A 24,549-nucleotide genomic window follows, 5' to 3' on the forward strand; every position below is an offset into this window, starting at 1 on the left:
CGGGCATCAGTTGATCAGTGGCACGTTTGCCGGGACTTCTTTGCCCCACTCGGTTCGGTAGGGTTTGCCCAGGCAATGAGAACTTCCCGAGCGTGTGCGCTACGCGATAGCCCCGGAGCCTCGCGCGCCGGTGACGCAGTTGGACAGGGCAGGCAGACATGAGCGGGCCGAAACCCCCGGGACGGGAATCCGAGGAACCCGATTCCGCGCGCGCCCTCAACCATGAGGTCGACCATGGGGCCGATCCGGCAGGCGAGGCCCGCAACGGCGAAGCGGCCGCTGAGCACGACGCCGGATTCGACGCCGAGCATCATGTCGAACCGCTCGATGACGACGCAGGCGCACCCGCCGACCAGACCGGTCTGACCGACGCGTACTCGCAGGCGTACTCGGCCCCGGAGGCCGACCATTTCATCACCGGCCCCTATGTGCCTGCCGACCTGAGCCTCTACGACTACGACAGCTACGACGAGTCGTCCGACGACGACGACGACCACGAGGCCGCCCCGCGGTGGCCCTGGATCGTCGGCGTCGCCGCGATCGTGGCCGCGATCGCGCTGGTGGTGTCGGTGTCGCTGCTCGTCGCCCGCACCGACACCAACAAGCTGGCCAACCCCGGCACCACCACGCCGTCCCAGCCGCCCCTGCAGGACGAGATCACCACGACCAAGCAGACCCAAACTGTGACGGTGACGCCGACGCCACCACCGCCTCCGCCACCACCACCCGCCCCGGCGCCGTCGTCGGCGCCACCGCCCGCGACGACGCCGTCGGCGGCCGCACCGGCGCCGCCGAGCACGACGCCGGCCGGCCCGCGGCAGGTGACGTATTCGGTGACCGGGACGAAGGCCCCGGGCGACATCATCTCGGTGACCTACGTCGACGCCTCGGGGCGGCGCCGCACCCAGCACAACGTCTACATCCCGTGGTCGATGACCGTGACGCCGATCTCGCAGTCCGACGTCGGATCCGTCGAAGCGTCCAGCCTGTTCCGGGTGAGCCGGCTGAACTGCTCGATCACCACCAGCGACGGGGCGGTGCTTTCGTCGAGCAACAGCGACGCACCGCAGACGAGCTGCTGATGGTCAGCCGATATTCCGCGTACCGGCGCGGGTCCGACGCCATTTCGCCGGACATTGTCGACCGGATACTGATGGGCGCGTGCGCCGCGATCTGGCTGGTGCTGCTGGGCGTGAGCGTGGCCGCCGCCGTCGCGCTGGCGGATCTGAGCCGGGGCTTCCACAAGATGGCCAGCAGCCCGCACACCACGTGGGTGCTGTACGCCGTCATCATCGTCTCGGCGCTGATCATCGCCGGCGCCGTGCCGGTGCTGCTGCGGGCCCGCCGGATGAGCCAGGCCGAGCCGGGCGCCAAGCCGGCGACGCCGGCGCGGGGGACCGGCAGGCCCGTGCTGCGGCTCGGCACGGACACACCGCGCACCGTTGCCGAGCGGGCCCGCGAGCACCGGGCGCAGCCCGCCGCGCCCGCCTCCGAATGGTCGGGCACCGCCGTGGACCGGGTCTGGTTGCGCGGCACCGTCATTCTGACCACCACGATGGGCGCCGCGTTGATCGCCGTCGCCGCGGCGACCTACGCGATGGCCGTCGGGCACGACGGGCCGTCGTGGGCGGGGTACGTCGTGGCCGGGCTCATCACCGCGGCCATGCCTGCGGTGGAGTGGTATCACGTCCGGCAGCTGCGCGGCCTGACCGAGGCGCACTAGCCCCCCGCGGCATCCGGCGGCCGGCGGCGGCCGGTGGGGGCGTAGCGTCATTGCCCGTGGAGTGTGCACCTGCCCTGATGACCCGACCGCTGGGCCGTCGGGGCCAGACCAATCCCATCCGGTTATCGGTGGCTCGCGAGCTCGGGCGCGCCATCGACGGCGCCTGGTGGCCGCGCGCCGATCGCATGACCAACGAGCTACCTGGCCTGGTCACGGCCCTGACGCCGCTGCTGGGCGAGATCGATTCCATCAACGTCAACTGGCAGCCGCTACAGCGGCCGCCCGAATTCAACTGGCCGGGATGGGAAATCAAACGCCAGCACGTGATGACCGTCAGCGCGGGAGGCGCTCGGGTCAACTTGCTGATCGTGCCGTACACGACGTACAGCGCGCTGGCCCTGATGCTGTTGCGCTGTGCCGCTAACCTGCCCGTCACCGCACCGGACCGCGAGAAGCGCGCGTACGTGACCGCGGACCTGATTATGCGGGCCGCGCTGCAGCAGTGCGCCGCAGCTTGTCGCTAGGCGCCTAACACGGCGGGCTAGTGCCCGCCGTGCTCGCCGTTGGAACCGTTGGAGCCGTTGGACCCCGCGTCCTGGTGCTCGCGGAGCGCGGTGAGCGCGCGCTGCTCGGAGTGGTGGGCGGCCTCGCGCAGCGCCGCATCTTCGGACACCGGGTCGGCGAACAGGAAGCTGCCACTGCCCGGCGCTCCGCCGGAGCCCAACTTGTTCATCTTGTTGGGCAGGGCGGCACCCTGGTACTCCAGCGGGATCGGGTGGCCGTGGTCGTCGACCGGGCCGAGCGGCTGGTGCAGCTCGATGTAGGCACCCTGCGGCAGCCGCTTGATGATGCCGGTCTCAATGCCGTGCTCGAGTATCGAGCGGTCGCTGCGCTGCAGCCCGATGCACCACCGGTAGGTGGTGAAGTAGACGACCGGCGGCAGGATCACCATTCCGATGCGGCCGATCCACGTCGTCGCGTTCAGCGAGATGTGGAAGTTGAACGCGATGATGTCGTTCATCGCCGCGAGGGTCAGCAGCATGTAGAAGGAGATCGCCATCGCGCCGATCGCGGTGCGCACCGGGGCGTCCCGCGGCCGCTGCAGCAGGTTGTGGTGGGCACGGTCGCCGCTGAACCGCTTCTCCAGGAACGGGTAGACGACCAGCAGGCCGAAAACCACACCCATGAGAATCGCGACCCAGACGACCGCGGGAATGGTGTGGTGCCAGAAGTAGAACTCCCATGGCGGCCAGATACGCGCCAGGCCTTCCGTCCACATCATGTAGAAGTCGGGCTGCGATCCGGCCGACACCTGAGATGGCTTGTAGGGGCCCAGGTTCCAGATCGGGTTGATCTGCAGCAGGCCGCCCATCAGGCCCAGCACGCCGACGATCGCGGCGAAGAACGCGCCGGACTTGACCGCGAAGATCGGCATCACGCGCACGCCGACGACGTTTTCCTCGGTGCGGCCCGGGCCGGGGAACTGGGTGTGCTTCTGGAACCACACCATGGCCAGGTGCAGACCGATCAGGGCCAGGATGATGCCCGGGATCAGCAGGATGTGCAGGGCATACATCCGGGGGATCAGGATGGTGCCGGGGAAGTCGCCGCCGAAAAGCGCCCAGTGCAACCAGGTTCCGATCACCGGCATGCCCAGCGTGATGGACGACAGCGCGGCGCGCAGGCCGATACCGGACAGCAGGTCGTCGGGCAGCGAGTAGCCGAAGTAGCCCTCGAACATCGACAGGATCAACAGCAGCGAGCCGATGACCCAGTTCGCCTCGCGCGGGCGCCGGAAGGCGCCGGTGAAGAAGATGCGCGCCAGGTGCACCATGATCGACGCCGAGAACAACAGCGCCGCCCAGTGGTGGATCTGGCGGACGAACAGGCCACCGCGGATCTCGAAGGAGATGTTCAGCGCGGACTCGTAGGCACGCGACATCTCGACGCCGCGAAGTGGTTGGTAGACACCGTGATACGTGACGTCGACCATCGACGGATCGAAGAACAGTGTCAGCCACACGCCGGTGATCAGCAGCACGAAGAAGCTGTACATCGCGATCTCGCCGAGCAGGAACGACCAGTGCGTGGGGAAGACCTTGTTGAGCTGCCGGCGCACCGCGGCCGACGGGTGGTAGCGGCTGTCGACGTCCTCGCCCTGGCTGGCGAGGACGTCACCGATCTTCGGGGGACTCAGTTTTGGACTCATGTCGTGGTCCTCTCCCAGAATGCCGGTCCGACGGGTTCGATGAAGTCACCGTTGGCAACCAAATACCCGTTGGAGTCGATCGTGATCGGCAGCTGTGCCAATGCCCGCGCGGCCGGCCCGAATATCGGCCTGGCGAAATGCATTGCGTCGAACTGCGACTGGTGGCAGGGGCACAGGATTCGGTAGGACTGCTGCTCGTACAGCGACGAGGGGCAGCCCAGGTGCGAGCAGACCTTGGTGAAGGCGAAGAACTCGCCCCAGTTGAAGCTCTCCTGGCCCTGGCGCTTGACGACGCGAGGCAGGTCGCTGGGCCGGATGCGGATGAGCATCACCGGGTTACGGACGCCCATCTTGATCTCGCTCAGCTTTTCGTGCGATTCCGTCGTGGTGCCGTCGCCGTCGGATTCCCGCCACGGGAACACCGTCTCCATGCCGCCGGCGTCCAGGTCCTCGGGCCGCATCTTGACGAAGGGCGCCGAGTCGGTCGAGCCGGTGGCCCGGGCCAGATAGATCGTCTCGCCGTGGAAGCGGGGGGTCCAGCCGGACGTCCACAGCACGGCCTTGAGGCCGTCGGCGGTCGGGACCACCGGTTTCCACGGGTTCTTGATCAGGCCGCCAGCAAACGCCACCAGGGTGCCCAGGCCGAACGCGCCCATGCCCAAACCGAACGATGCACCGATCAGTTTGCGGCGCCCGATCGTCGAACCCTGGTACGCGTCGCCCAGGTTGGCAACCACGGTCTTGCGGTCGATATCGCGCGAGGCGCCGTCGTGGCGCTGCTGAATCGAAATCTCTTCGGGGATGAACTTTTTCTGGAAGAGAACCGCGCCGATGGCGATCGACAAGACCGACATGCCGAAGGTGAAGCCGTACAGCGGAGTGGCCAGCGAGTACATGAAGCTGCCGCCGTCCTCGGCGGGCTTGTACTCCCACGGCCAGAACAGGAAGATCAGCAGCAGCGCCAGCCCGAAGAAGCCGCCCAGCAAAAGCCACCAGGCCACGCCGCGCTCCGCGCGCTTCTCGGACTTGGTGCCCTCGACGGGCCAGCGTGGGTCCTTGAAGACGGTATCGGTGCCGTCCATCTTGCCGCCGAGCTCCAGCAGTTCCCGCTGGGACATCTCGGCAAGCGCCGCGGAGTCCGGCTCGCCGGGTGCCCCGGCGCCCTTGTCGGTGTCCGAGCCGTTGACTCCGCTTGGTTCCAAGCTCATGATCGCGCCCCAATCCACAGTGCCAGCGCTATGGCACCCACCATCCCGATGATCCAGGCGGCCATGCCCTCGGGTGCGGGTCCGAAGCCGCCGAGGCCGTAGCCACCCGGCGAGCGTTCCTCGGCGACATTTCGGACGTAGCCGATGATGTCCTTCTTGGCGTCAAAGGAAAGCTGGCTGTTGGCGAACTTCGGCATGTTCTGCGGGCCGGTCAGCATCGCGGTGAGGATCTGCTGCTCGTTGGCCTGTCCCAGGTCGGGCGCGTACTTGCCGGACGACAGCGCCCCACCCTTGCCGGTGAAGTTGTGGCAGGAGGCGCAGTTCAGCCGGAATAGGTCGCCACCGCGGCCCAGGTCGGTCCCGCGCAGCGATGCCATCGCGAGGCTGCCGTCGGGGTTGCGGATGGTGGTGGGCCCGCCGCCGTTGGCCTGCACGTAGGCGCCGAGCGCGTCGACCTGCGCTTCGTCGAAGATCGGGTCCTTGCGCGAAGCCTGGGCCTCCCCGCGCATGGCGGGCATCCGGCCGGTGGACACCTGGAAGTACACCGCCGCGTCGCCGACACCGATCAGGCTCGGCCCGTGGTCGGGCACGCCCTGCAGGTTCGCGCCGTGGCAGGACACGCAGGAGGTGTCGAACAGCTGCTTACCGGTGCGCAGGATCGCCGAGTTGTTCTCGTCGGCGACCGCTACCTGAGGGGTGGGGGTGAGCACGGCGGCCATCCCGCCGGCGATGGTCAGGGCGATCAGCAGCAGCAGCCCGCCGGACAACCGGCGGCGCAGCCGGCGCCGCGAGCGATCGGCCTGCTCCTTTCGGGGCTGACCTTGCGGCTTGCGGCCGCGGGACCGGGTGAATCCCAGTTTCTTCAACCGAGCACTCCTGTTCATTCCTCTTTGATAGCGCCGGCCTCTAACGGATGAAATAGATCACGGTGAACAGCGCGATCCACACGATGTCGACGAAATGCCAGTAATAGGAGACGACGATGCTGGCCGTCGCCTGCGCCGGGGTGAACTTGCTCATCCCGGTGCGGGCCAGCAGGAAAATGAAGGCGATCAACCCGCCGGTCACGTGCAGCCCGTGGAAGCCGGTGGCCAGGTAGAACACTGTGCCGTAGGCGCTGCCGTGAATGGTCGTGCCGTGCGTGGCCAGGTGGTAGTACTCGTAGGCCTGCCCGAGGACGAAGAACAGGCCCATCAAGAACGTGATCACGTACCAGCGGCGCAACCCGAACACGTCGCCCCGCTCGGCGGCGAACACGCCCATCTGGCAGGTGAACGACGACGCGATAAGCACCAGCGTCACCGGCACGGCCTGATACAGATTCAGCTCGGTGGGCGGCGGGGGCCAGCTGCCGCCGGCCTGGGCGCGTGCGGTGAAATAGAACGCGAACAGGCCAGCAAAGAACATCAGCTCGCTGGAGAGCCACACGATGGTGCCAACACTGACCATATTGGGCCGGTTCAGCGAATGCACTCGCGACGTGATGGCAGTCCCCGAGGTCCCTACAGCACTCGTCACATCCGCAAGTATGACGCTTTGTAGTTGTCGAACTCTACCCGGGGCCAAAATTCGGGTGGGCGCGTCGTTTTCGGCCCACGCGCGTCGACGCTTGGGCAGCGGTTGGTACTCGTGGGACCATCGGCGCGTGGCTCTGTCATCTGCGCCTTCTCCTACGGGTGGATCGCCCCGGAAATCCCCCCGGGGTTCCGCCGCGTCTCAGCCCGCGTCGGGGTCGTCGTGGCCGCAGCTGCTGGGGCGGCTGACCGACGGCGAAAACCTGACCCGAGGCCAGGCCGCGTGGGCGATGGACCAGATCATGACCGGCCACGCCCGGCCGGCTCAGATCGCCGCCTTCGCGGTGGCGCTGCAGATGAAGGTGCCGACCGCGGCCGAAGTCGGTGAGCTGGCCGACGTCATGTTGAGCCACGCCTGCGCCATCCCCGGCATCCGGGACGACACCGTGGACATCGTGGGCACCGGCGGCGACGGCGTCAACACCGTCAACCTGTCCACGATGGCGGCCATCGTGGTCGCGGCCGCCGGGGTGCCGGTGGTCAAGCACGGCAACCGGGCGGCGTCCTCGCTGTCCGGCGGCGCCGACACGCTCGAGGCCCTCGGGGTGCGCATCGACCTCGGGCCCGACCAGGTCGCGCGCAGCCTCGCCGAGGTGGGCATCGGGTTCTGCTTCGCGCCGGTATTCCACCCGTCCTATCGGCACGCATCGGCGGTGCGCCGCGAGATCGGGGTGCCGACGGTCTTCAATCTCCTTGGGCCGCTTACTAATCCGGCGCGACCGCGGGCCGGGTTGATCGGCTGCGCGTTCGCCAACCTCGCCGAGGTGATGGCGGGGGTGTTCGCCGCGCGCCGGGCCAGCGTGCTAGTGGTGCACGGCGACGACGGCCTGGACGAATTGACCACGACGACCACGAGCACGATCTGGCGGGTGCAGGCGGGCACGGTCGACAAGCTGACGTTCGACCCCGCCGGCTTCGGCTTCGCCCGCGCCGAGCTCGACGAGCTGGTGGGCGGCGACGCGCAGGCCAACGCGCAGGAGGTGCGGGCCGTGCTGGGCGGGGCCAAGGGCCCCGTGCGCGATGCCGTGGTGCTCAACGCCGCCGGCGCGATCGTTGCCCACGCCGGTCTATCCAGCCGCGCTGAGTGGCTGCCCGCGTGGGAGGACGGGTTGGCGCGGGCTGGCGCCGCCATCGACTCCGGCGCGGCCGAACAGCTGCTCGCGCGTTGGGCGCGGTTCAGCCAGCAGGCCTGAGTCCTGGTCCTGTAGCCCCTGCGCCGGGCCCTGTTGGTAGGCCAGCCGCGCCGAGCGCGCCGCCGCCGCCCACGCCGCCCACGCGCCGGCCGATCGCAGCGGCGAGGCCCATCCGTCCGAGGCCCGCACGATGCGCACCCCCGGCGTCGACAGCCAGCGCGCGACGAGCGCGGTCTCCTCGACCAGCGCGCCGCCCAGCGGGGCGGCCTCGGGCAGAATCGCCTGTGCGCCAGCGTGTATCGCGTCGACGACCGGCATCGGCGGCACGCCGCGCCTGGCGTTGCCTGCCGCCGCGAGTTGGCCGTGGCGGATCACCGCCAGGTGGTAGCCACCGGCGCCGTCGGGCGCGGCGGCGATCAGCTCGGGCAGCGCGGCCAGCGTGCGCAATCGCTGGCCGCGCCACAGCACCTCGACGGCGGCGGCCGTGTGATCGCGCAGTCGCGCGGCACTCTCGTAGTGGTGCCGCCCGGCGAGCACGGTGACCTGCCGAACCGCGGCGGCCACGGCGCCGTTGTCCTCGCCGTCGATCAGGGCCGCGGCGTGGCCGACGGCCGCCGCGTACTGGGTGGCGGTCACGCCGCGGGCCGCGGGGCAGGGCGACACCTCGTGCTCGGGGCACTTCGGTCCGTGCACGGCCGAGCGCCCCAGCCGGGCGGTGCAGGTGCGGATGCCGCTGAACCGCGCCAGCAGCGCGGCGGTGTCGGCGGCGTCGGCGCGGGAGCGAAACGGCCCGATGGCACGGTCGTGGCGGGGCGCACGCACCACCGCCAGCCGCGGAAATGCCTCGTCGGACAACGTGATCCACCACCAGCGCTGCGGAAACCGTGACTTGCGGTTGTAGGGCGGGGCGTGTGCGGCCAGCAGCCGCAGCTCGCGCACACCAGCCTCCAGCGCGTGGGCGCATTCGACATGGTCGACGACGCCGGCCAGCGCCACCATCTCCTTCATCCGCCCCCGGGGATCGCTGCCGTTGAAGTACTGGCCGACCCGGCGGCGCAGGTCGACCGCGGTCCCGACGTAGAGCACCTCGTTGGACGGGCCGCGAAACAGGTAGACCCCCGGCCGGTGCGGCAGGCCGTCGGCGAGCACCCGTTTGCGCCGCTGGGTCGGCGTCACGTCCGGCAGATATGAGCGCAGGTCGGCGTAGGTGTGCACGCCCTGGTTGCCGACCCGGTCGATGAGTGCGTGCAGCACGTCGACGGTCGCGCGGGCGTCGTCGAGGGCCCGGTGGGTGGGTTGGGTAGCGACGGCGAACAGCCGCGCCAGGGCCGCCAGCTTCACGCTGGGGGCTTCCTCGCGGCTGAGCACCCGCCGGGCCAGCCGGACCGTGCACAGCACTTGCGGTCGCGGCCACGGGATTTCGCAGTGCTGCGCGGCGGAGCGCAGGAAGCTGATGTCGAACCCCGCGTTGTGGGCGACCAGCACCGAGTCGCCGGCGAACTCCAGGAACATCGGCAGCACCGCGTCGATCGTCGGGGCATCGCACACCATCGCGCTGGTGATGCCGGTGAGCTGGACGATCTGGGGCGGGATGCTGCGCTGCGGATCGACCAGGGTGGCGAACTCGCCGAGCACGACGCCGCCGCGGACCTTGACCGCCCCGATTTCGGTGATGGCGTCGGCCGTCGCCCCGTCGGTGCTTTTGCTGCGGCCGCCGGTCGTCTCCAAATCGACCACCACGAAGGTGGTTTCGCGCAACGAGACGTCGTCCGTCGGAAAGTCGGTGGGGAAGGCGACCGGATCCCCGTCCGGTCCAAGGTCGGCGAAACTCAGCTGAGTCACACCCGTCACACCCATGTGCGTGACGTTAAGCACCGGCACCGACAGGGGCGGGGTTCCCACGCCGGGGTCGTTGTCGCAAATAAATGTCGGTACCCGCGGTTAGCGTCTCCAATAGCACGACCGAGCGAACTGAGAGGACCGATCGTGATGGCACAAAGCGGTAAGCCCGACAGCAAAGGCGGTGTAGCGCCGGGGCCGGTGGTCGTCGACTGTGACGACTGCGCGGTGCGTGGGCCTGGATGCCAGGACTGCGTGATCAGCGTGCTACTCGGGGTACCGGATACCTTGTTGCAGGACGAGCGGGCGGCTTTGGAAGTCCTTGCGGAAGCCGGATTGGCGCCACGATTGCGTTTGGTGCCTATGCATCGCCATCGCGGGGCCGGGGTGGCGTAATGGCCCGGAGTGCCAAAACCGCTGGAAGCCGGGTTAACCTCGCTCGGTTCACATAGTTATGTTAGAAATCTTGCCATTTTCTTAACGGCCTGGCTTGGACAACGCCTATATCGTTTCGTAACCTGTTTGAGACCTAAACCCAGAACGGCCTCAGCGCCGATGGCAGTTTAAGGAAGCAAAATCTTGAGTCTCGGCTCCAGCTACTCGTTTCCGCGTGTGCTCACACGTTCACTGCTCGGGACGGTAGCGGGCTTGATGGTTCTATCCGGCGTTTGTGCCGCGAATGTGGTGGCCGACCCCGCTGACGACGCGATGGCAAAGCTCAACGAGCTCTCTCGCCAGGCCGAGCAGACGACTGAGGCCATGCACAGCGCGCAGCTCGACCTGAACGACAAGGTCGCCGCGCAGCAGGCCGCAGACAAGAAGCACTCCGACGACCAGGCCTCGGTGGACGCGGCGAAGGCTCGTCTGGCGAACTTCCAGAAGGCGGTCAACAAGCTCGCCGCCGCGACCTACATGGGCGGCCGGGTCGACGGCATGGAGGCCATGCTGACCGCGGGATCGCCGCAGGGCCTGATCGACAAGCTGGCCGTGCAGCGGGTGATGGCGACGCAAATGCGGACGCAGATGGCCGATTTCAGGGTCGCCGGTGAGCAGGCCGCCAAGGCCGAGCACGAATCCGCCAAGTCCGCGGCCGATGCCAAGAGCGCTGCCGAGCAGGCCGCCGCCGTGCGGGCCAGCCTGCAGTCCAAGCAGAGCCAGCTGCAGGTTCAGATCGCGGTCGTGAAGTCGCAGTACCTCTCCCTGTCGCCGGGACAGCGCACCGCGCTCGCCGACCCCGGCCAGGTTCCGGCCGCCGCTCCGGCGCCCGGTGCGCCCGCACCCGAGGCGTTGCCCCCGGGTGCACCGCCGCCGCCCGGGGCGCCCCCGGGTGACGTTCCGGCTCCCGGCGGACTGTTCGCACCCCCGCCCCCCGGTGGCGGTGCGGGCGACCGCGGCAGCGTCGTGCAGGCCGCGCTGACTCAGGTCGGGACGCCGTACTCGTGGGGCGGTGCCGCACCCGGCGGGTTCGACTGCTCCGGACTGGTGATGTGGGCCTTCCAGCAGGCGGGCATCTCGCTGCCGCACTCCAGCCAGGCGCAGGCCAGCGGCGGTCAGCCGGTGGCGCTGTCCGACCTGCAGCCCGGTGACGTGGTGACCTTCTATTCCGACGCATCACACAGCGGTATCTACGTCGGTGACGGCATGGTGATCCATTCCTCCACCTATGGCGTGCCGGTGCGGGTGGTGCCGATGAACTCCGCAGGCCCGGTCCACGACGCCCGTCGCTACTGAGCAACCCCGCTCGGGGTGGTCGACGGGCGCGTCACGGCAACGCCGGTGGCTTCCCATCCTGTTGGCCTGGGTTTTCGTCGTTGAGCTGCTCGCGGCCGCGGCGGTGCCGTTCGACGCGGCGCGCGAGCGTCAGGCCCGACCGGCCCAACTGATCGCGCCTGTCCAGGGCTATTCGAATGCCGCGGCCAAGCCGCTGCTGGTCGGTGACCGCGCGGTCCGGCTGCTGAACCTCGGCGGTCCGGCCGCCGCCGGGCTGCTGTCGCGCATCGCGGCGAACATGGGTTCCGCCGTCGAGCGCGTCGAGGCTTTCTGGGGCGTCGATTGGTCACGTGACATTTCGGTGGTGGCCACCGGCACCGACGAGCAGTTTCGCAGCGCCGCCGGCAGCGGGCCGGGATCGCAGTGGGCGGACATCGCGGCGGTCACCGTCGCCGACCAGGTGGACTACGCCCACCGGGTCGCGGTCGGTCAGCGGATCGTGTTCGCGCCGGGCGCGGCCAACATGAGCGAATCGGCGCTGCGAATTGTGTTGACGCATGAGCTTTTTCACTATGCGGCGCGCGTGGACACCGCCGACGACGCGCCGCACTGGATGATGGAAGGCGTCGCCGATTTCGTCGCCCGGCCCGCCGCGCCGGTGCCTGCCGAAGCGCGCTCGGCCTATCAACCGATGCCGTCGGACATCGACCTGAACACCCCCGGGCCGACGCGTTCGCTGGCCTACGACCGCGCGTGGTGGTTCGCCCGCTTCGTCGCCGACACCTACGGAACGCCGAAGCTGCGGGCCTACTACCTGGCCACCTGCCGGCCCGGGCACCCCGACGCGCTGACCGCCGCCAACGACGCGCTCGGCGTCGACCCGGCCGGCCTGCTCGCCGGGTGGACTCAGTGGATGGTCCGCTAGCCTGACGCACGTGAGCCGGGTGCTGCTGGTAACCAACGACTTTCCACCGCGACCCGGCGGCATCCAGTCTTACCTGGGGGAGTTCGTCCGGTGGCTGGTGGCCGCCGGGTCGCATTCGGTGACCGTTTACGCACCGCAGTGGAACGGTGCCGACGACTTCGACGCGTCGGCGCTGGACTCCGGCTTTTCCGTGGTGCGTCACCCGGGCACGCTGATGCTGCCCGGCCCCGGGGTCGACACCCGGATGCGCCGCCTGATCGCCGAACACGGCATCGACACCGTGTGGTTCGGGGCGGCCGCGCCGCTGGCCCTGTTGGCGCAACGGGCCCGGCAGGCCGGCGCGACCCGGGTGGTGGCCAGCACCCACGGCCACGAGGTCGGCTGGTCGATGCTGCCGGTGGCGCGGTCGGTGCTGCGCCGCATCGGCGACACCACCGACGTCGTCACCTTCGTGAGCCGCTACACGCGGTCGCGGTTCGCCACGGCGTTCGGGCCGGAGGCGTCGCTGGAATACCTGCCGTCCGGCGTGGACACCGACCGGTTCCGGCCCGACCCGGCCGGGCGCGCCGAGTTGCGGGCCCGCTACGGGCTGGGCGAGCGGCCCACGGTGGTGTGCCTGTCCCGCCTGGTGCCGCGCAAGGGGCAGGACATGTTGATCCGGGCGCTGCCGTCGGTTCGGCAACGCGTCGACGGGGCCGCGCTGGTCATCGTCGGCGGCGGGCCGCACCGCGAGGCGTTGCAGAAGCTGGCCCACGACTGCGGTGTGGCCGAACACGTGACCTTCACCGGCAACGTGCCCGCGGCCGAGCTGCCCGCGCACTACGCGCTGGCCGACGTCTTCGCGATGCCATGCCGCACCCGCGGCGCCGGCATGGACGTCGAGGGCCTGGGCATCGTGTTTCTGGAGGCCTCCGCCACCGGGGTGCCGGTGATCGCCGGGCAGTCCGGCGGTGCCCCGGAAACCGTGCAGCACAACAAGACTGGGCTCACCGTAGACGGGCGCTCGGTGGACGACATCGCCGAGGCCGTCACCGAGCTGCTCGGCGATCTCGACCGGGCCGCCGCGCTGGGCGCGGCCGGACGCGACTGGGTGACGTCGCAGTGGAGCTGGGACACGCTGGCCGGCCGGCTGGCCGACCTGCTGCGCGCCGAACCGTCCGGTGCCACGCTGCCGTGAGGCGCTAGTCCTTCTGGTAGATCGCCTCGATGTCGGAGGCGAACTTCTCGGCCACCACGTTGCGCTTGACCTTCATCGTCGGCGTCAGCTCGCCGGTGTCCTCGGTGAAGTCGACCGGCAGGATGCGGAACTTGCGGATCGACTCGGCGTTCGACACCGAGAGGTTGGCCTGCTTGACGGCCGCGTCGACCTCGGCGACCAGATCGGGGTCGGTCACCAGGTCGGCCACCGACGCGTCGCCGGCCTTGCTGTTGCGCTGTTTCCAGCCGCCGAAGGCCTCCGGGTCGATGGTGATCAGCGCGCCGACGAACGGCTTGGCGTCCCCGACGACCATCGCCTGACTGATCAGCGGGTGGGACCGCAGCTGGTCCTCCAGCACGGCCGGGGCGACGTTCTTGCCGCCGGCGGTGACGATGATCTCCTTCTTGCGGCCGGTGATCGTCAGGAACCCGTCGTCGTCGACCGCACCCAGGTCGCCGGTCTTGAACCAGTCGTCGGTGAAGGCGTCCGCGCTGGCCTGCTCGTTGTGCCAGTAGCCGTCGAACACCACCCCGCCGCGCACCAGCAGCTCGCCGTCGGAGGCGATGCGCAGGCTGTTACCCGGCACCAGCTTGCCGACGGTCCCGATCTTCAGGCCGCCGACCTGGTTGACGGTCACCGCCGCGCTGGTCTCGGTCAGGCCGTAGCCCTCGTAGATGGTCAGGCCCACGCCGCGGTAGAAGTGGCCCAGCCGCGCGCCCAGCGGCGCGCCGCCGGAGACGGACGCGTGGCAGTCGCCGCCGAGGGCGGCGCGCAGCTTGTGGTAGACGAGCTTGTCGAACAGCGCGTGCCGGGCGCGCAGCATCAGCCCCGGCTTGCCGTCGTCGTGCGCCTGGCTCCACGCCACCGCGGTGTCGGCGGCCATCTTGAAGATCTTGCCTTTGCCGTCGTTGGAAGCGTTCTGCTCGGCGGTGTTGTACACCTTCTCGAAGACCCGCGGAACAGACACCACCACAGTCGGTTTGAACACCGCGAGCATCGGCAGCAGGTTCTTGATGTCGCTGGTGAACCCGACGGTGACTTTGCTGGCGAACGCCGAGAGGGTCAGCGCCCGCGCCAGCACGTGAGCCAGCGGCAGGAACACCAGCAGCCGCTGCCCCTCTTTCAACAGCGTCGGGAGGCATTCCTGGGTGCCCCGGGTCTCGTGCAGCAGGTTGGAGTGGGTGAGCTGGCAGCCCTTGGGCCGGCCGGTGGTACCCGAGGTGTAGATCAGCGTGGCCGGGTCGGTCGAGCGCAGCGCCGACTGCCGGGCCGTCAGCTCCTCGGCGTCGCGCGCCGCGGCGGCCTCGTCGAGCTGGTCGAGCGCCTTGGGGCCCGAGCCGTCGATGTGCAGAACCCGGCGCAGGCCGGGCAGCTCGCCGGTGAGCTCGGTGACCATCTTGGCGTGCGCGTCGGTCTCGACGAAGGCCAGCACGGCCTCGGAATCCTGCAGCACCCAGCGCACCTGCTCGGCCGACGACGTCTCGTAGATCGGCACCGTGACCGCGCCGACGGCCAGGATCGCGAGATCGAGGATGGCCCACTCGTAGCGGGTGGCCGAGAAGATGGACACCCGGTCGCCGGCCTGCACGCCCAGCTCGATCAGGCCCAGCGCGGCCGACCGCACCTGCTCGGCCGCCTCGGCGCAGGTGACGTCGGTCCACTCGCCGTCGACCTGGCGTTGATAGATGACAAAGTCGGGATCATCGCGCTCGTGCTCGAAGACCGTCGCTGCGATGTTGTCGTGCTCGCCGACGGAAAAGCGGGCAGGGACGCTGTACTGGCGCACTGTGATGACCTCGTTCGAACTTCGTGGGACTAGAGGGGCAGGCCCGGGTTGCTGCGCCCAGCCTAATCCCGGCATTAGCCCAGGATGGAAAAGCAATGGTTGGGCACCGTCACGATTGCACGGACATGGCGTACGACCCGCCGGGCCGGTGTGTGAAGCTGGGGCGATGAACAGCATCCAGATCGCGGATCAGACCTACGTCGCCGCGCCCGGCGCACAAGTCGGCGCCGCGGTCGCCGACCAGTCGAGCTGGCGCCGCTGGTGGCCCGATCTGCGGCTGCAGGTCGTCGAGGACCGCGGTGAAAAAGGGATCCGCTGGGCGGTGACCGGCGCGCTGACGGGGACCATGGAGGTCTGGCTGGAACCGTCGCTGGACGGGGTGGTGCTGCACTACTTCCTGCATGCCGAGCCGACGGGGGTCGCGGCCTCGGAGCTGGCCAAGCTGAACCTGGCGAAGATGACACACGTCCGACGGGTGGCGGGCAAGAAAATGGCCTTCGGGCTCAAGACGACGCTGGAGCGGTCGCGTCCGGTCGGTGTTTCTCCGGTACTTTGACTCCGGTCAAGGTCCGCGCGAGAGTACCGTTTCGGCCGGAAGCAATTACTACCGCCGATCGCGGGGGATCGCGCGCTCGCGGGAGAGAGGTAGCAGCCAGGTGGCGGACAAGACGACGCAGACCATCCACATCGAGGCGGATCCGGACACGATCTTGAAGGTGATCGCCGACATCGACTCCTACCCGCAGTGGATCTCGGAGTACAAGGAAGCCGAAGTGCAGGAGCGCGGGTCCCACGGCTACCCGAAGACGGTGCGATTCGTGATGGACGCCGGCGTCATCAAGGACACCATGGTCATGTCCTACCAATGGCCCGCCGACCACCGGTCGCTGAGCTGGAGTCTGGTCTCCAGCTCGTTGCTGCGCTCCCTCGAAGGCTCATATCGCTTGGCGGCCAAGGGTTCTGGCACCGATGTCACCTACGAACTCGCCGTCGACCTGGCCATGCCGATGATCGGCCTGCTCAAGCGCAAGGCCGAGCGAAGGCTGACCGACACCGCGTTAAAGGACCTGAAGAAACGAGTCGAGGCTGAGTGAGTCCGCCGCGCTTACCCCGGCCCGGATCAGTCTCTTCGTCGGCAAGGGTGGGGTAGGGAAGTCCACGCTGGCAGCCGCTAGCGCGGTCTGTGATGCGACCGACGGGCGACGGGTGCTCGTCGTGTCCACCGACCAGGCGCACTCGCTGGGCGACGTGCTGGGCATCCCCGTCCCGCCGAGCGGCCGGGGTGAACTGGTCTCGGTGCTCGCCAACGACAGCGACGCCGGTGGCGGCTTCCTCGACGCGCTGGCGCTGGACACGCTGGCCCTGCTGGAGGCTCGCTGGCTCGAGGTGGTCACCGCCCTGAATCGGCGGTTTCCCGATTCTGAGCTCAGTACCATTGCGCCCGAAGAACTTTCGGCGCTGCCCGGGATTCAGGAAGTTCTCGGCCTGCACGCGGTCGGGGAGCTGGCGGACTCCGGGCGCTGGGATCGCATCGTCGTCGACTGCGCCTCGACCGCCGATGCGCTGCGAATGTTGACGCTGCCCGCCACTTTTGGGCTTTACGTGGAGCGGGCGTGGCCGCGGCACCGCCGGCTGTCGATCGCCGCCGAGGACCCCCGGTCGGCGGCCGTCGTCGAACTGCTCGAGCGGATCAGCGGCAGCGTCGATGCGCTCAGCGCCCTGCTGACCGACGGCGATCAGGTCAGCGCGCACCTGGTGTTGACGCCCGAGCGGGTGGTGGCCGCCGAGGCGGTGCGCACGCTGGGCTCGCTGTCGCTGATGGGTGTCCGCGTCGAGGAGCTGATCGTCAACCAGGTTCTGGTCGAGGACGCGTCCTACGAATACCGCAACCTGCCCGACCACCCTGCCTTCTATTGGTACGGCGAACGCATCTCGGAGCAGCGCGCTGTGCTCGACGAACTCGACACCACCTTCGGCGACGTGGCGCTGGTGCTGACCCCGCACCTGTCCGGGGAGCCGATCGGCCCCAAGGCGCTCGGCGCGCTGCTCGACGGCGCCCGGCTGCGGCGTGGAGCGGCTCCACCGGGGCCGGTGCGCCCTATTGTGGACCTCGAATCCGGATCGGGACTTGGGTCGATATACCGTATGCGGCTAACGTTGCCCCAGCTCGACGCCGGAACGCTGGCGCTGGGCCGGGTCGGCGACGACTTGATCATCAGCGCCGGCGGCTTGCGGCGCCGGGTTCGGTTGGCGTCGGTGCTACGGCGGTGCACAGTGCTCGACGCGCGCCTGCGGGGCGGTGAGCTGACAGTTCGTTTTAGACCAGATCCGGAGGTGTGGCCCAAGTGAACGCGGCGCATCCCGAACTCGGTCCCGAGCTGCGCAGGCTCGCCCAGGCGATCCTGGACGGAATCGATCCCGCGCTGCGGACGGCGGCCGCGTTGACGGCCGGCGGCGGCGTCGGGACGGGCAAGTGCCAGCAGATCTGGTGCCCGGTGTGCGCGCTGGCCGCCCTGGCCTCCGGCGACCAGCACCCGCTGATCACGGTGATCGCCGACCACAGCATCGCGCTGCTCGAGGTGATCCGCGCGATCGTCGACGACATCGACCACTCGGCGAAGCCGCCCCCCGACGGGCCGCCCGGCGCCGGGCCGGATCCCGAGCCGGACGAACCGACCCCGGCCGACCCCCACGCGGCCACCCGCTACCAGCCGATCCCGGTCACCATCGACGACTGACAACACGCGTCGTAGGTGGTCCCGTCCGGCGCGGATGGGTACAGTTGGCGCAGAACACGATCGGTTCGGGTGAAAGGGAGGGGCCATGGCGTACTGGCTTTTGAAGTACATCTTCCTTGGCCCGCTGCTGCACTTGATGGGTCGGCCGAAAGTCGAAGGCCTGGAATATGTTCCGAGCTCGGGTCCGGCGATCCTGGCCAGTAACCACCTGGCGGTGATGGACAGCTTCTTCCTGCCGCTGGTGGTGCGGCGCCGGATCACGTTCCTGGCGAAGTCCGAATATTTCACAGGCACCGGCATCAAGGGCTGGTTCAGCCGGTGGTTCTTCACCGCCGTCGGCCAGGTGCCGATCGACCGCAGCAACGCCGACGCCGCGCAGGCCGCACTGGACACCGCCCAGGGGGTGCTGGGTGCGGGCAAGTTGATGGGCATGTACCCCGAGGGCACCCGCTCGCCCGACGGCAGGCTGTACAAGGGCAAGACCGGCCTGGCCCGGCTCGCCCTGGAGACCGGCGTTCCGGTGATTCCGGTCGCGATGATCGGTACCGACGCCGTCAACCCGCCGGGCACCACGTGGCTGCGCTTCGGCCGGGTCACCGTCCGGTTCGGTAAGCCGATGGACTTCTCCCGATTCGACGGGCTGGCCGGCAACCGCTTCATCGAGCGGGCCGTCACCGACGAAGTGATCTACGAGCTGATGGGCCTGTCCGGCCAGGAATACGTCGACATCTACGCGGCCACCGTCAAAAACGGCGACGGCTCGGCTCCGACGAACGGCTCGGCACGAATCCCCGAAACCGCCGCCGGCTAAGTCGCGACGTTGACGTCGCTGATCAGCTGACGGTCGGCGGCTGCATCCGTCGGCTCCGTGTCGTCGTCCGGCGACGAGACCCGGGCGACGACCGTGAACCCGGCTGCGAGAATGACGGCCAGCGCCCACCACACGTAGGACATCCCGAAGAGCTGACGCCACCAGACCGCGCTCGCCTCGTGGTGCTTGGGCAGCAGGTCGATCGGCGTGCGGTACATCAGTGCGATGCCGGCGGCGCTCACCACGCCCAGCGCGATGTTGCGGCGCCGCCAACCCAGGATCGCCGTCACCAGGATGGTGGGCAGCACCCACACCCAGTGGTGTGACCACGAGACCGGCGAGACCACCAAGCCGAACAGGGCGACGCAGATCAACGCCAGTGTCGGCTCGCCCGCCCGCAGCACGCGCCGCATCGCCCACACGGTCAGCGCCAGCACGGCGAAGCAGCCCAGCACCCACAGCGCGAAGCGCGCGTGCTCGCCGAGGCCCAGTCTGGCCAGCGCGCCGGCGATGTTCTGGTCGGTGTTCAGTCCCGCCTCACCGATTCGGTCGGTGTGCTGGACGGTGCGCGTCCAGTACTCCCACGAGTCGCTCCACGCCAGCACGAACCCGAGCAGCGTCGTGGCCGCGAACGACGCCATCGCCGTCAGCGTCGCTCGGGTGTCGCGGCGCAGCAGGAAGTAGAGCAGGAAAACCGCGGGAGTCAGCTTCAGCGCCATCCCCAGCCCCAGCAGCACGCCGCGGGGCCACGGGGTCCGGCGCGGCACGCAGTCGGCGATCACCAGCGTCATCAGCACGACGTTGATCTGCCCGAAGGCGAAGTTCGAGCTGATCGGCTCCAGCCAGATGGCGGCCGGGGCCACGATGACCGCCGCCAGCCACAGCCGGCGCAGCCAGGCCGGGCCGGGCAGCAGTTTCGAGGTGTTCCAGACATCCAGGCCGCTGAGCACGATCGTCGTCGACACGATCAGCAGCACCAGCGTCAACGCGGTGATCGCGACGCTGGCCGCCGGCATGTGCAGCCAGGCGAAGGGGGCGAAGATGACCGCCGCCAGCGGGGGATAGGTGAACGGCAGATTCAGCCCGATGGGTGTGTGGAACAACACATCGCCGCGGTACAGCGGGCGCCCGTCCAGCCAGGTCTGGCCGCCCATCTGATAGACGTCGATGTCGATTCGGTAGGGCGTGTGCCCGAATAGCCGCCAGGCCGCGTAGCCCAGCGCGAAAACCGCCAGCAGCCAGAGCAAAGACCACAACAACGCCCGCCCGAGACTGCCCACGCCGGGCGCCTGCCGATTACTCATGTCGAAAAACAGCGTAGTGGGTGCGCTCGGGCGGCACCGGCGAGCACGGCCGCAGCGCGGCTCCCGGGAGGTGTGAAAGCGCGGGCGTAGGTTGCAAAGGTGTCCCGCTGGTTCTCGCATGACATCGTCGACCATGGCCGCCTGCCGCTGCTGTGCTGCCTGATCGCGTTCATCCTGACCTTTTTCGTCACCCGAACCTTCGTGCGCCTGATCCGTCATCGAAAACAGGCCGGGCGTCCGCCCAAGTGGTGGGAGCCGCGCAACGTCCACATCGGGGGACTGCACATCCACCACGTCACGTTCGGGGTGGTGCTGGTGATGCTGTCCGGGCTGACGTTGGTGACCATGTCCGTCAACGGGCGAGAAACCGAAATGACCGTAATTGCAGTATGTTTCGGAATCGGTGCCGCCCTGGTGCTCGACGAGTACGCACTGATCCTGCACCTGTCCGACGTCTACTGGGAAGAAGACGGCCGGACGTCGGTCGACGCGGTGTTCGCCGCGGTGGCGGTGGCCGGGCTGTTGATCATGGGCCTGCACCCGCTGATGTTCTTCTTCCCGATCTGGCACGGCCGCGACTCGTTTTCCTGGCACGTGGCCGTGGGCAGCGCGATGGCGTTGACGCTGCCGATGGCGGTGGTGACGGTGCTCAAGGGCAAGGTGTGGACCGGTCTGCTCGGCATGTTCATCGTCGTCCTGCTGGTCATCGGCGCGGTCCGGCTGTCGCGCCCGCACGCCCCGTGGTCGCGGTGGCGCTACAACGCGCAGCCGGACAAGATGCGCCGTGCCCTAGAGCGGGAACGCAAGTGGCGCCGGCCCGTCGTGCAGGCCAAGCTGTGGCTGCAATCGGCGATCGCGGGCACGCCGCGGCTGCCCGACGAGCGGACGATCGCCGCCCAGCTCGATCACGACGTCCACCCCGCGCCGCCGCCCACCGAGCCCATCCTGATCGCCCAATAGCCAGCCCCTAGGCTTTTCCAGGTGCGGTATTTCTACGACACCGAGTTCATCGAGGATGGCCGCACCATCGAGCTGATCTCGATCGGCGTGGTCGCCGAGGATGGCCGCGAGTACTACGCCGTGTCCACGGAGTTCGACCCCGAGCGCGCCGGCAGCTGGGTGCGCGCCAACGTGTTGCCGAAGCTGCCGCCGCCGGCGTCGCAACTGTGGCGCTCGCGCAGGCAGATTCGGCACGACCTGGAGGAGTTCTTCGGTGTCGGCGGTCCGGAACCGATCGAGCTGTGGGCGTGGGTGGGGGCCTACGACCACGTGGCCCTGTGCCAGCTGTGGGGCCCGATGCCGGGCCTGCCCAAGGCCATCCCGCGTTTCACCCGGGAACTGCGCCAGCTGTGGGAGGACCGGGGATCGCCCCGGATGCCGCCGCGCAACCGCGATGTCCACGACGCGCTCGTCGACGCCCGCGACCAGCTGCTCCGTTTCCAGCTGATCATGTCCGACGGCGGCTGACTGCGCTGCGACGGCGTTAGCCCTGATCAGGCGTGGCCAGGTGAGGTCTGGCTGCCGGTTACGATGGACCGATGAACTGGACAGTCGATATCCCCATCGACCAGCTGCCGCCGTTGCCGCCGCTGCCGGCCGATTTGCGGGCCCGGCTGGACGCCGCCTTGGCAAAACCCGCAGCGCAGCAGCCCAGCTGGCCCACCGACCCGGCCCTGGCAATGCGCACCGTCCTCGAAAGCGTCCCCCCCGTGACCGTGCCGTCCGAGGTCGTGCGGCTGCAGGAGCAGCTGGCCCAGGTCGCCAGGGGCGAGGCCTTCCTGCTGCAGGGCGGCGACTGCGCCGAGACGTTCACCGACAACACCGAGCCCCACATCCGCGGCAACATCCGCACCCTGCTGCAGATGGCCGTCGTGCTGACCTACGGCTCGAGCATGCCGGTGGTCAAGGTGGCCCGCATCGCCGGGCAGTACGCCAAGCCGCGCTCGGCCGACATCGACGCACTGGGCCTGAAGTCCTACCGCGGCGACATGATCAACGGCTTCGCCCCGGACGCCGCCGTCCGCGAGCACGACCCGTCGCGGCTGGTGCGCGCCTACGCCAATGCCAGCGCCGCGATGAACCTGGTGCGCGCGCTGACGTCGTCAGGACTGGCGTCGCTGCACCTGGTGCACGACTGGAACCGGGAGTTCGTCCGGACCTCGCCGGCCGGCGCGCGGTACGAGGCCCTGGCCTCCGAGATCGACCGAGGGCTGAAATTCATGAGCGCCTGTGGGGTGGCCGACCGGAACCTGCAGACCGCCGAGATCTACGCCAGCCATGAGGCTTTGGTGCTCGATTACGAACGGTCCATGCTGCGGTTGTCCGACATCGAGGGCGAGCCGCAGCTGTACGACCTGTCGGCGCACACCGTGTGGATCGGGGAGCGGACTCGCCAGCTCGACGGCGCGCATGTCGCGTTCGCCGAGGTGATCGCCAACCCGATCGGTGTCAAGATCGGCCCGACGATGACGCCCGAGCTGGCCGTCGAATACGTCGAGCGGCTGGACCCGCACAACAAGCCGGGCCGTCTGACGCTGGTGAGCCGGCTGGGCAACCACAAGGTGCGCGATGTCCTGCCGCCCATCATCGAGAAGGTTCAGGCCACCGGTCACCAGGTGATCTGGCAGTGCGACCCGATGCACGGCAACACCCACGAGTCGTCGACCGGATACAAGACCCGCCACTTCGACCGCATCGTCGACGAGGTGCAGGGCTTCTTCGAGGTGCATCGCGCGCTGGGCACGCATCCGGGTGGCATTCACGTCGAGATCACCGGCGAGAACGTCACCGAGTGTCTCGGTGGCGCACAAGACATTTCGGACAGCGACCTGGCCGGCCGCTACGAGACCGCGTGCGACCCGCGCTTGAATACCCAGCAGTCGCTGGAGTTGGCGTTCCTGGTCGCGGAGATGCTGCGCGACTAATTCATCGGCTGCATCGGCCGACCACGGTCGACGGCATGGGTCGCAGGCGGCCACTCGCGTTCCCGGCCGCCAAGCCTTTGGCTGCGTGGGTCCGCGTTTGCGTGAACAGGGCCCGCAGGTTGGCCGCCACGATGCGGGCCAGCAGGGCGGGATCTTGCAGCTGTGCCTGCGAGTCGATCAGGTTGCTGATTCGCAAGAAGCGTTCGGTCACCGCGACGTCGTTGGCGGCGGCGTTCAGCACCGCCTTCACAAACCAGCCCTCCGCCAGCTGTCGCACCGAACGCCGTGTGCGGACGGGGAAGGCGTGCCGGTCGCGGGCCCGGTTACTGGCCCAGGTCGACCCTATGTACTGGGCTGCTGCGGTGAAAAAGTGTTGCGCCAGTTGGGCATCGCCCGACCGCAGGCAATCGCGCAGGGTCTGGGCTTCCAGCGCCGCCACGGTCATGCCTTGCCCGTAGATCGGGTCGAGGCTGCACACGGCGTCTCCCATGACCAGCAGGCCCGACGGGAAGGTGGGCATTTGGTCGTAGCGCCGCCAGACCGAGCTGGTGTGGCGATACGTCACGGCCTCGCCAATCGGCTGGGCGCTGCGCAGCCCATTGGCGATCGCCGCGGGCAGGGCCTGCTCGGCAATTGTGATCATCGCGGCGAAATCGGTTGGCGGGTGGCCGACGTCGACCAATTGGGCGATCGCCAGCGTCCACGTGTCGTGTTCACCCGCGACCAGCAGGCCGCCGGGTTGGCCGCCGCCCGGGTTGAACATCACCAGGTGCTCGGCGATGCGCCCCTTGGGGATGCTCAATCGTTGGCTCGAATAGGCCACCTTGGCTTCGGTACGATCTTCGGCGGGCCGCCCGTATCCCAAGCCCTCCAGGAATGCCGGGGTGCGCGACGCCCGGCCCATGGTGTCAACCACCAGATCGGCGGCCAGTGTGCTCGCAAACCCCGTGTTGCGCTTGGTGATTCGCACACCGGTGACGGCGTCGCCGTCGACCAGGGGTTCCGCCACATCGTGCTCATCCAGGAACGTCACGTTGGGCAGACCCGTGACGCGGCGGCGGACGTGGAATTCCAGAAACGGCCGGGTCGCCGGGCACAGGGTTAGCAGGCCGGGGTCGCTCAACGTGCCCGAACGCTTCAGCACGGAACCCCCGAAGCGCACATACATCCGGGATAGGTCTCCGTCGGTGGCGACGACCGCTCCGGCGGTGGCCAACTCGTCGAGTATCCCCGGGAACAGCTCCGTCATCACGTTGACGCCACGGCTCAAGAAATTGTGCAGATGACGCCCCTGCGGAACGCCCTTTCGCTCGGTGGGATAGCCGGGCAACCTGTCCCGCTCCACCACGGTAACCGAGTCGAATTGCTCCGAAAGTACCCGCGCGGCAAACAAACCCGCCATTCCGGCGCCGAGCACCACTGCGTGCTCGCGGTTCATTGTTGAACTCATACCCCAGCACAGTACAC

At 68.8% G+C, this 24,549-nt stretch carries 23 protein-coding genes and 1 pseudogene; 16 read left to right on the plus strand and 8 right to left on the minus strand.

Annotation, left to right across the window (positions count from 1 at the left end; all coding sequences use genetic code 11):
* Positions 1–158: 158 nt before the first annotated feature.
* The 3 genes from MRAB57_RS20585 (at position 159) to MRAB57_RS20595 (ending at position 2,247) form a co-directional block, all read left to right on the plus strand.
* A complete protein-coding gene (locus MRAB57_RS20585; RefSeq protein ID WP_077088989.1) occupies positions 159–1,082 on the plus strand; it encodes an MmpS family transport accessory protein in 924 nt (307 codons plus the stop codon).
* Positions 1,082–1,723: a DUF2561 family protein gene (locus MRAB57_RS20590; RefSeq protein ID WP_077088990.1), complete on the plus strand. Its 642-nt coding sequence runs from the start codon at positions 1,082–1,084 to the stop codon at positions 1,721–1,723. Before MRAB57_RS20585 ends, MRAB57_RS20590 begins: the two co-directional genes overlap by 1 nt.
* A gap of 77 nt (positions 1,724–1,800) precedes the next feature.
* Positions 1,801–2,247: a DUF5994 family protein gene (locus MRAB57_RS20595; protein WP_077088991.1), complete on the plus strand. Its 447-nt coding sequence runs from the start codon at positions 1,801–1,803 to the stop codon at positions 2,245–2,247.
* Between the two features lie 17 nt (positions 2,248–2,264).
* Here MRAB57_RS20595 and qcrB read toward each other — a convergent pair whose 3' ends face one another.
* From qcrB to ctaE, 4 genes are read right to left on the minus strand one after another with little or no spacing between them, the layout of a single operon-like run.
* On the minus strand, positions 2,265–3,932 hold the full coding sequence (gene qcrB / locus MRAB57_RS20600) for a cytochrome bc1 complex cytochrome b subunit (RefSeq protein WP_077088992.1): 1,668 nt from the start codon (positions 3,930–3,932) through the stop codon (positions 2,265–2,267).
* Positions 3,929–5,140, minus strand: coding sequence for a cytochrome bc1 complex Rieske iron-sulfur subunit (gene qcrA, locus MRAB57_RS20605; RefSeq protein ID WP_083743638.1), 1,212 nt, complete (start codon positions 5,138–5,140; stop codon positions 3,929–3,931). The genes qcrB and qcrA overlap by 4 nt, the downstream gene beginning before the upstream one ends.
* The gene (qcrC, locus tag MRAB57_RS20610; RefSeq protein WP_077088994.1) at positions 5,137–6,006 is read right to left on the minus strand and encodes a cytochrome bc1 complex diheme cytochrome c subunit; all 870 of its coding nucleotides are present in this window, start codon (positions 6,004–6,006) and stop codon (positions 5,137–5,139) included. Before qcrC ends, qcrA begins: the two co-directional genes overlap by 4 nt.
* 40 nt (positions 6,007–6,046) lie before the next feature.
* Positions 6,047–6,658 (minus strand): aa3-type cytochrome oxidase subunit III, encoded by a 612-nt coding sequence (gene ctaE, locus MRAB57_RS20615; RefSeq protein ID WP_077088995.1) that lies wholly within the window; start codon positions 6,656–6,658, stop codon positions 6,047–6,049.
* Between the two features lie 133 nt (positions 6,659–6,791).
* On the opposite strand from ctaE, the gene trpD reads away from it, so the two are divergent.
* Complete coding sequence (trpD, locus tag MRAB57_RS20620; protein ID WP_425436823.1) at positions 6,792–7,907, plus strand: anthranilate phosphoribosyltransferase; 1,116 nt, start codon at positions 6,792–6,794, stop codon at positions 7,905–7,907.
* Here the strand turns inward: trpD and MRAB57_RS20625 are convergent.
* Positions 7,845–9,704, minus strand: a pseudogene (locus tag MRAB57_RS20625) (DEDD exonuclease domain-containing protein); the annotation flags it as partial. The gene trpD and the pseudogene MRAB57_RS20625 overlap by 63 nt on opposite strands.
* A gap of 132 nt (positions 9,705–9,836) precedes the next feature.
* Between MRAB57_RS20625 and MRAB57_RS29265 the strand changes: the two are divergent.
* The 4 genes from MRAB57_RS29265 (at position 9,837) to pimB (ending at position 13,498) form a co-directional block, all read left to right on the plus strand.
* Positions 9,837–10,082, plus strand: coding sequence for a hypothetical protein (locus MRAB57_RS29265; protein ID WP_077088997.1), 246 nt, complete (start codon positions 9,837–9,839; stop codon positions 10,080–10,082).
* Positions 10,083–10,265: 183 nt separating this feature from the next.
* Entirely contained in the window at positions 10,266–11,417 is a 1,152-nt protein-coding gene (gene ripC, locus MRAB57_RS20635; protein ID WP_077088998.1) for a peptidoglycan hydrolase RipC, read from the plus strand.
* A 58-nt stretch (positions 11,418–11,475) separates the two neighbouring features.
* Complete coding sequence (locus MRAB57_RS20640; protein ID WP_245836111.1) at positions 11,476–12,321, plus strand: hypothetical protein; 846 nt, start codon at positions 11,476–11,478, stop codon at positions 12,319–12,321.
* 10 nt (positions 12,322–12,331) lie between these two features.
* Positions 12,332–13,498: a GDP-mannose-dependent alpha-(1-6)-phosphatidylinositol monomannoside mannosyltransferase gene (gene pimB, locus MRAB57_RS20645; RefSeq protein ID WP_077088999.1), complete on the plus strand. Its 1,167-nt coding sequence runs from the start codon at positions 12,332–12,334 to the stop codon at positions 13,496–13,498.
* A 4-nt stretch (positions 13,499–13,502) separates the two neighbouring features.
* On the opposite strand, the gene MRAB57_RS20650 is transcribed toward pimB, so the two are convergent.
* On the minus strand, positions 13,503–15,305 hold the full coding sequence (locus MRAB57_RS20650; protein ID WP_077089000.1) for an AMP-dependent synthetase/ligase: 1,803 nt from the start codon (positions 15,303–15,305) through the stop codon (positions 13,503–13,505).
* Between the two features lie 166 nt (positions 15,306–15,471).
* Between MRAB57_RS20650 and MRAB57_RS20655 the strand changes: the two genes are divergently transcribed.
* The 5 genes from MRAB57_RS20655 to MRAB57_RS20675 all read left to right on the plus strand — a co-directional run bounded on the left by MRAB57_RS20655 (position 15,472) and on the right by MRAB57_RS20675 (position 18,854).
* A complete protein-coding gene (locus tag MRAB57_RS20655; RefSeq protein WP_077089001.1) occupies positions 15,472–15,861 on the plus strand; it encodes a polyketide cyclase / dehydrase and lipid transport in 390 nt (129 codons plus the stop codon).
* Positions 15,862–15,961: 100 nt separating this feature from the next.
* A complete protein-coding gene (locus MRAB57_RS20660; RefSeq protein ID WP_077089002.1) occupies positions 15,962–16,399 on the plus strand; it encodes an SRPBCC family protein in 438 nt (145 codons plus the stop codon).
* Entirely contained in the window at positions 16,392–17,654 is a 1,263-nt protein-coding gene (locus MRAB57_RS20665) for an ArsA family ATPase (RefSeq protein ID WP_083743483.1), read from the plus strand. Before MRAB57_RS20660 ends, MRAB57_RS20665 begins: the two co-directional genes overlap by 8 nt.
* Positions 17,651–18,043 (plus strand): hypothetical protein, encoded by a 393-nt coding sequence (locus tag MRAB57_RS20670; RefSeq protein WP_077089004.1) that lies wholly within the window; start codon positions 17,651–17,653, stop codon positions 18,041–18,043. The genes MRAB57_RS20665 and MRAB57_RS20670 overlap by 4 nt, the downstream gene beginning before the upstream one ends.
* Positions 18,044–18,128: 85 nt before the next feature.
* Positions 18,129–18,854: a lysophospholipid acyltransferase family protein gene (locus MRAB57_RS20675; protein ID WP_077089005.1), complete on the plus strand. Its 726-nt coding sequence runs from the start codon at positions 18,129–18,131 to the stop codon at positions 18,852–18,854.
* On the opposite strand, the gene MRAB57_RS20680 is transcribed toward MRAB57_RS20675, so the two are convergent.
* Positions 18,851–20,158, minus strand: a complete 1,308-nt coding sequence (locus MRAB57_RS20680; RefSeq protein WP_077089006.1) for a glycosyltransferase 87 family protein — start codon at positions 20,156–20,158, stop codon at positions 18,851–18,853. The two genes, MRAB57_RS20675 and MRAB57_RS20680, sit on opposite strands and share 4 nt — an antisense overlap.
* A gap of 99 nt (positions 20,159–20,257) precedes the next feature.
* Between MRAB57_RS20680 and MRAB57_RS20685 the strand changes: the two genes are divergently transcribed.
* The 3 genes from MRAB57_RS20685 to MRAB57_RS20695 all read left to right on the plus strand — a co-directional run bounded on the left by MRAB57_RS20685 (position 20,258) and on the right by MRAB57_RS20695 (position 23,082).
* The gene (locus tag MRAB57_RS20685; protein WP_077089007.1) at positions 20,258–21,118 is read left to right on the plus strand and encodes a hypothetical protein; all 861 of its coding nucleotides are present in this window, start codon (positions 20,258–20,260) and stop codon (positions 21,116–21,118) included.
* Between the two features lie 21 nt (positions 21,119–21,139).
* Entirely contained in the window at positions 21,140–21,625 is a 486-nt protein-coding gene (locus MRAB57_RS20690; RefSeq protein ID WP_077089008.1) for a polyadenylate-specific 3'-exoribonuclease AS, read from the plus strand.
* A gap of 71 nt (positions 21,626–21,696) precedes the next feature.
* Positions 21,697–23,082, plus strand: a complete 1,386-nt coding sequence (locus MRAB57_RS20695) for a class II 3-deoxy-7-phosphoheptulonate synthase (protein ID WP_077089009.1) — start codon at positions 21,697–21,699, stop codon at positions 23,080–23,082.
* Position 23,083: 1 nt separating this feature from the next.
* On the opposite strand, the gene MRAB57_RS20700 is transcribed toward MRAB57_RS20695, so the two are convergent.
* Positions 23,084–24,532 (minus strand): FAD-dependent oxidoreductase, encoded by a 1,449-nt coding sequence (locus MRAB57_RS20700; protein ID WP_108637972.1) that lies wholly within the window; start codon positions 24,530–24,532, stop codon positions 23,084–23,086.
* Positions 24,533–24,549 lie beyond the last annotated feature (17 nt).

Origin of the sequence: Mycobacterium rhizamassiliense (assembly GCF_900157375.1) — a bacterium.
GTDB lineage: Bacteria > Actinomycetota > Actinomycetes > Mycobacteriales > Mycobacteriaceae > Mycobacterium > Mycobacterium rhizamassiliense.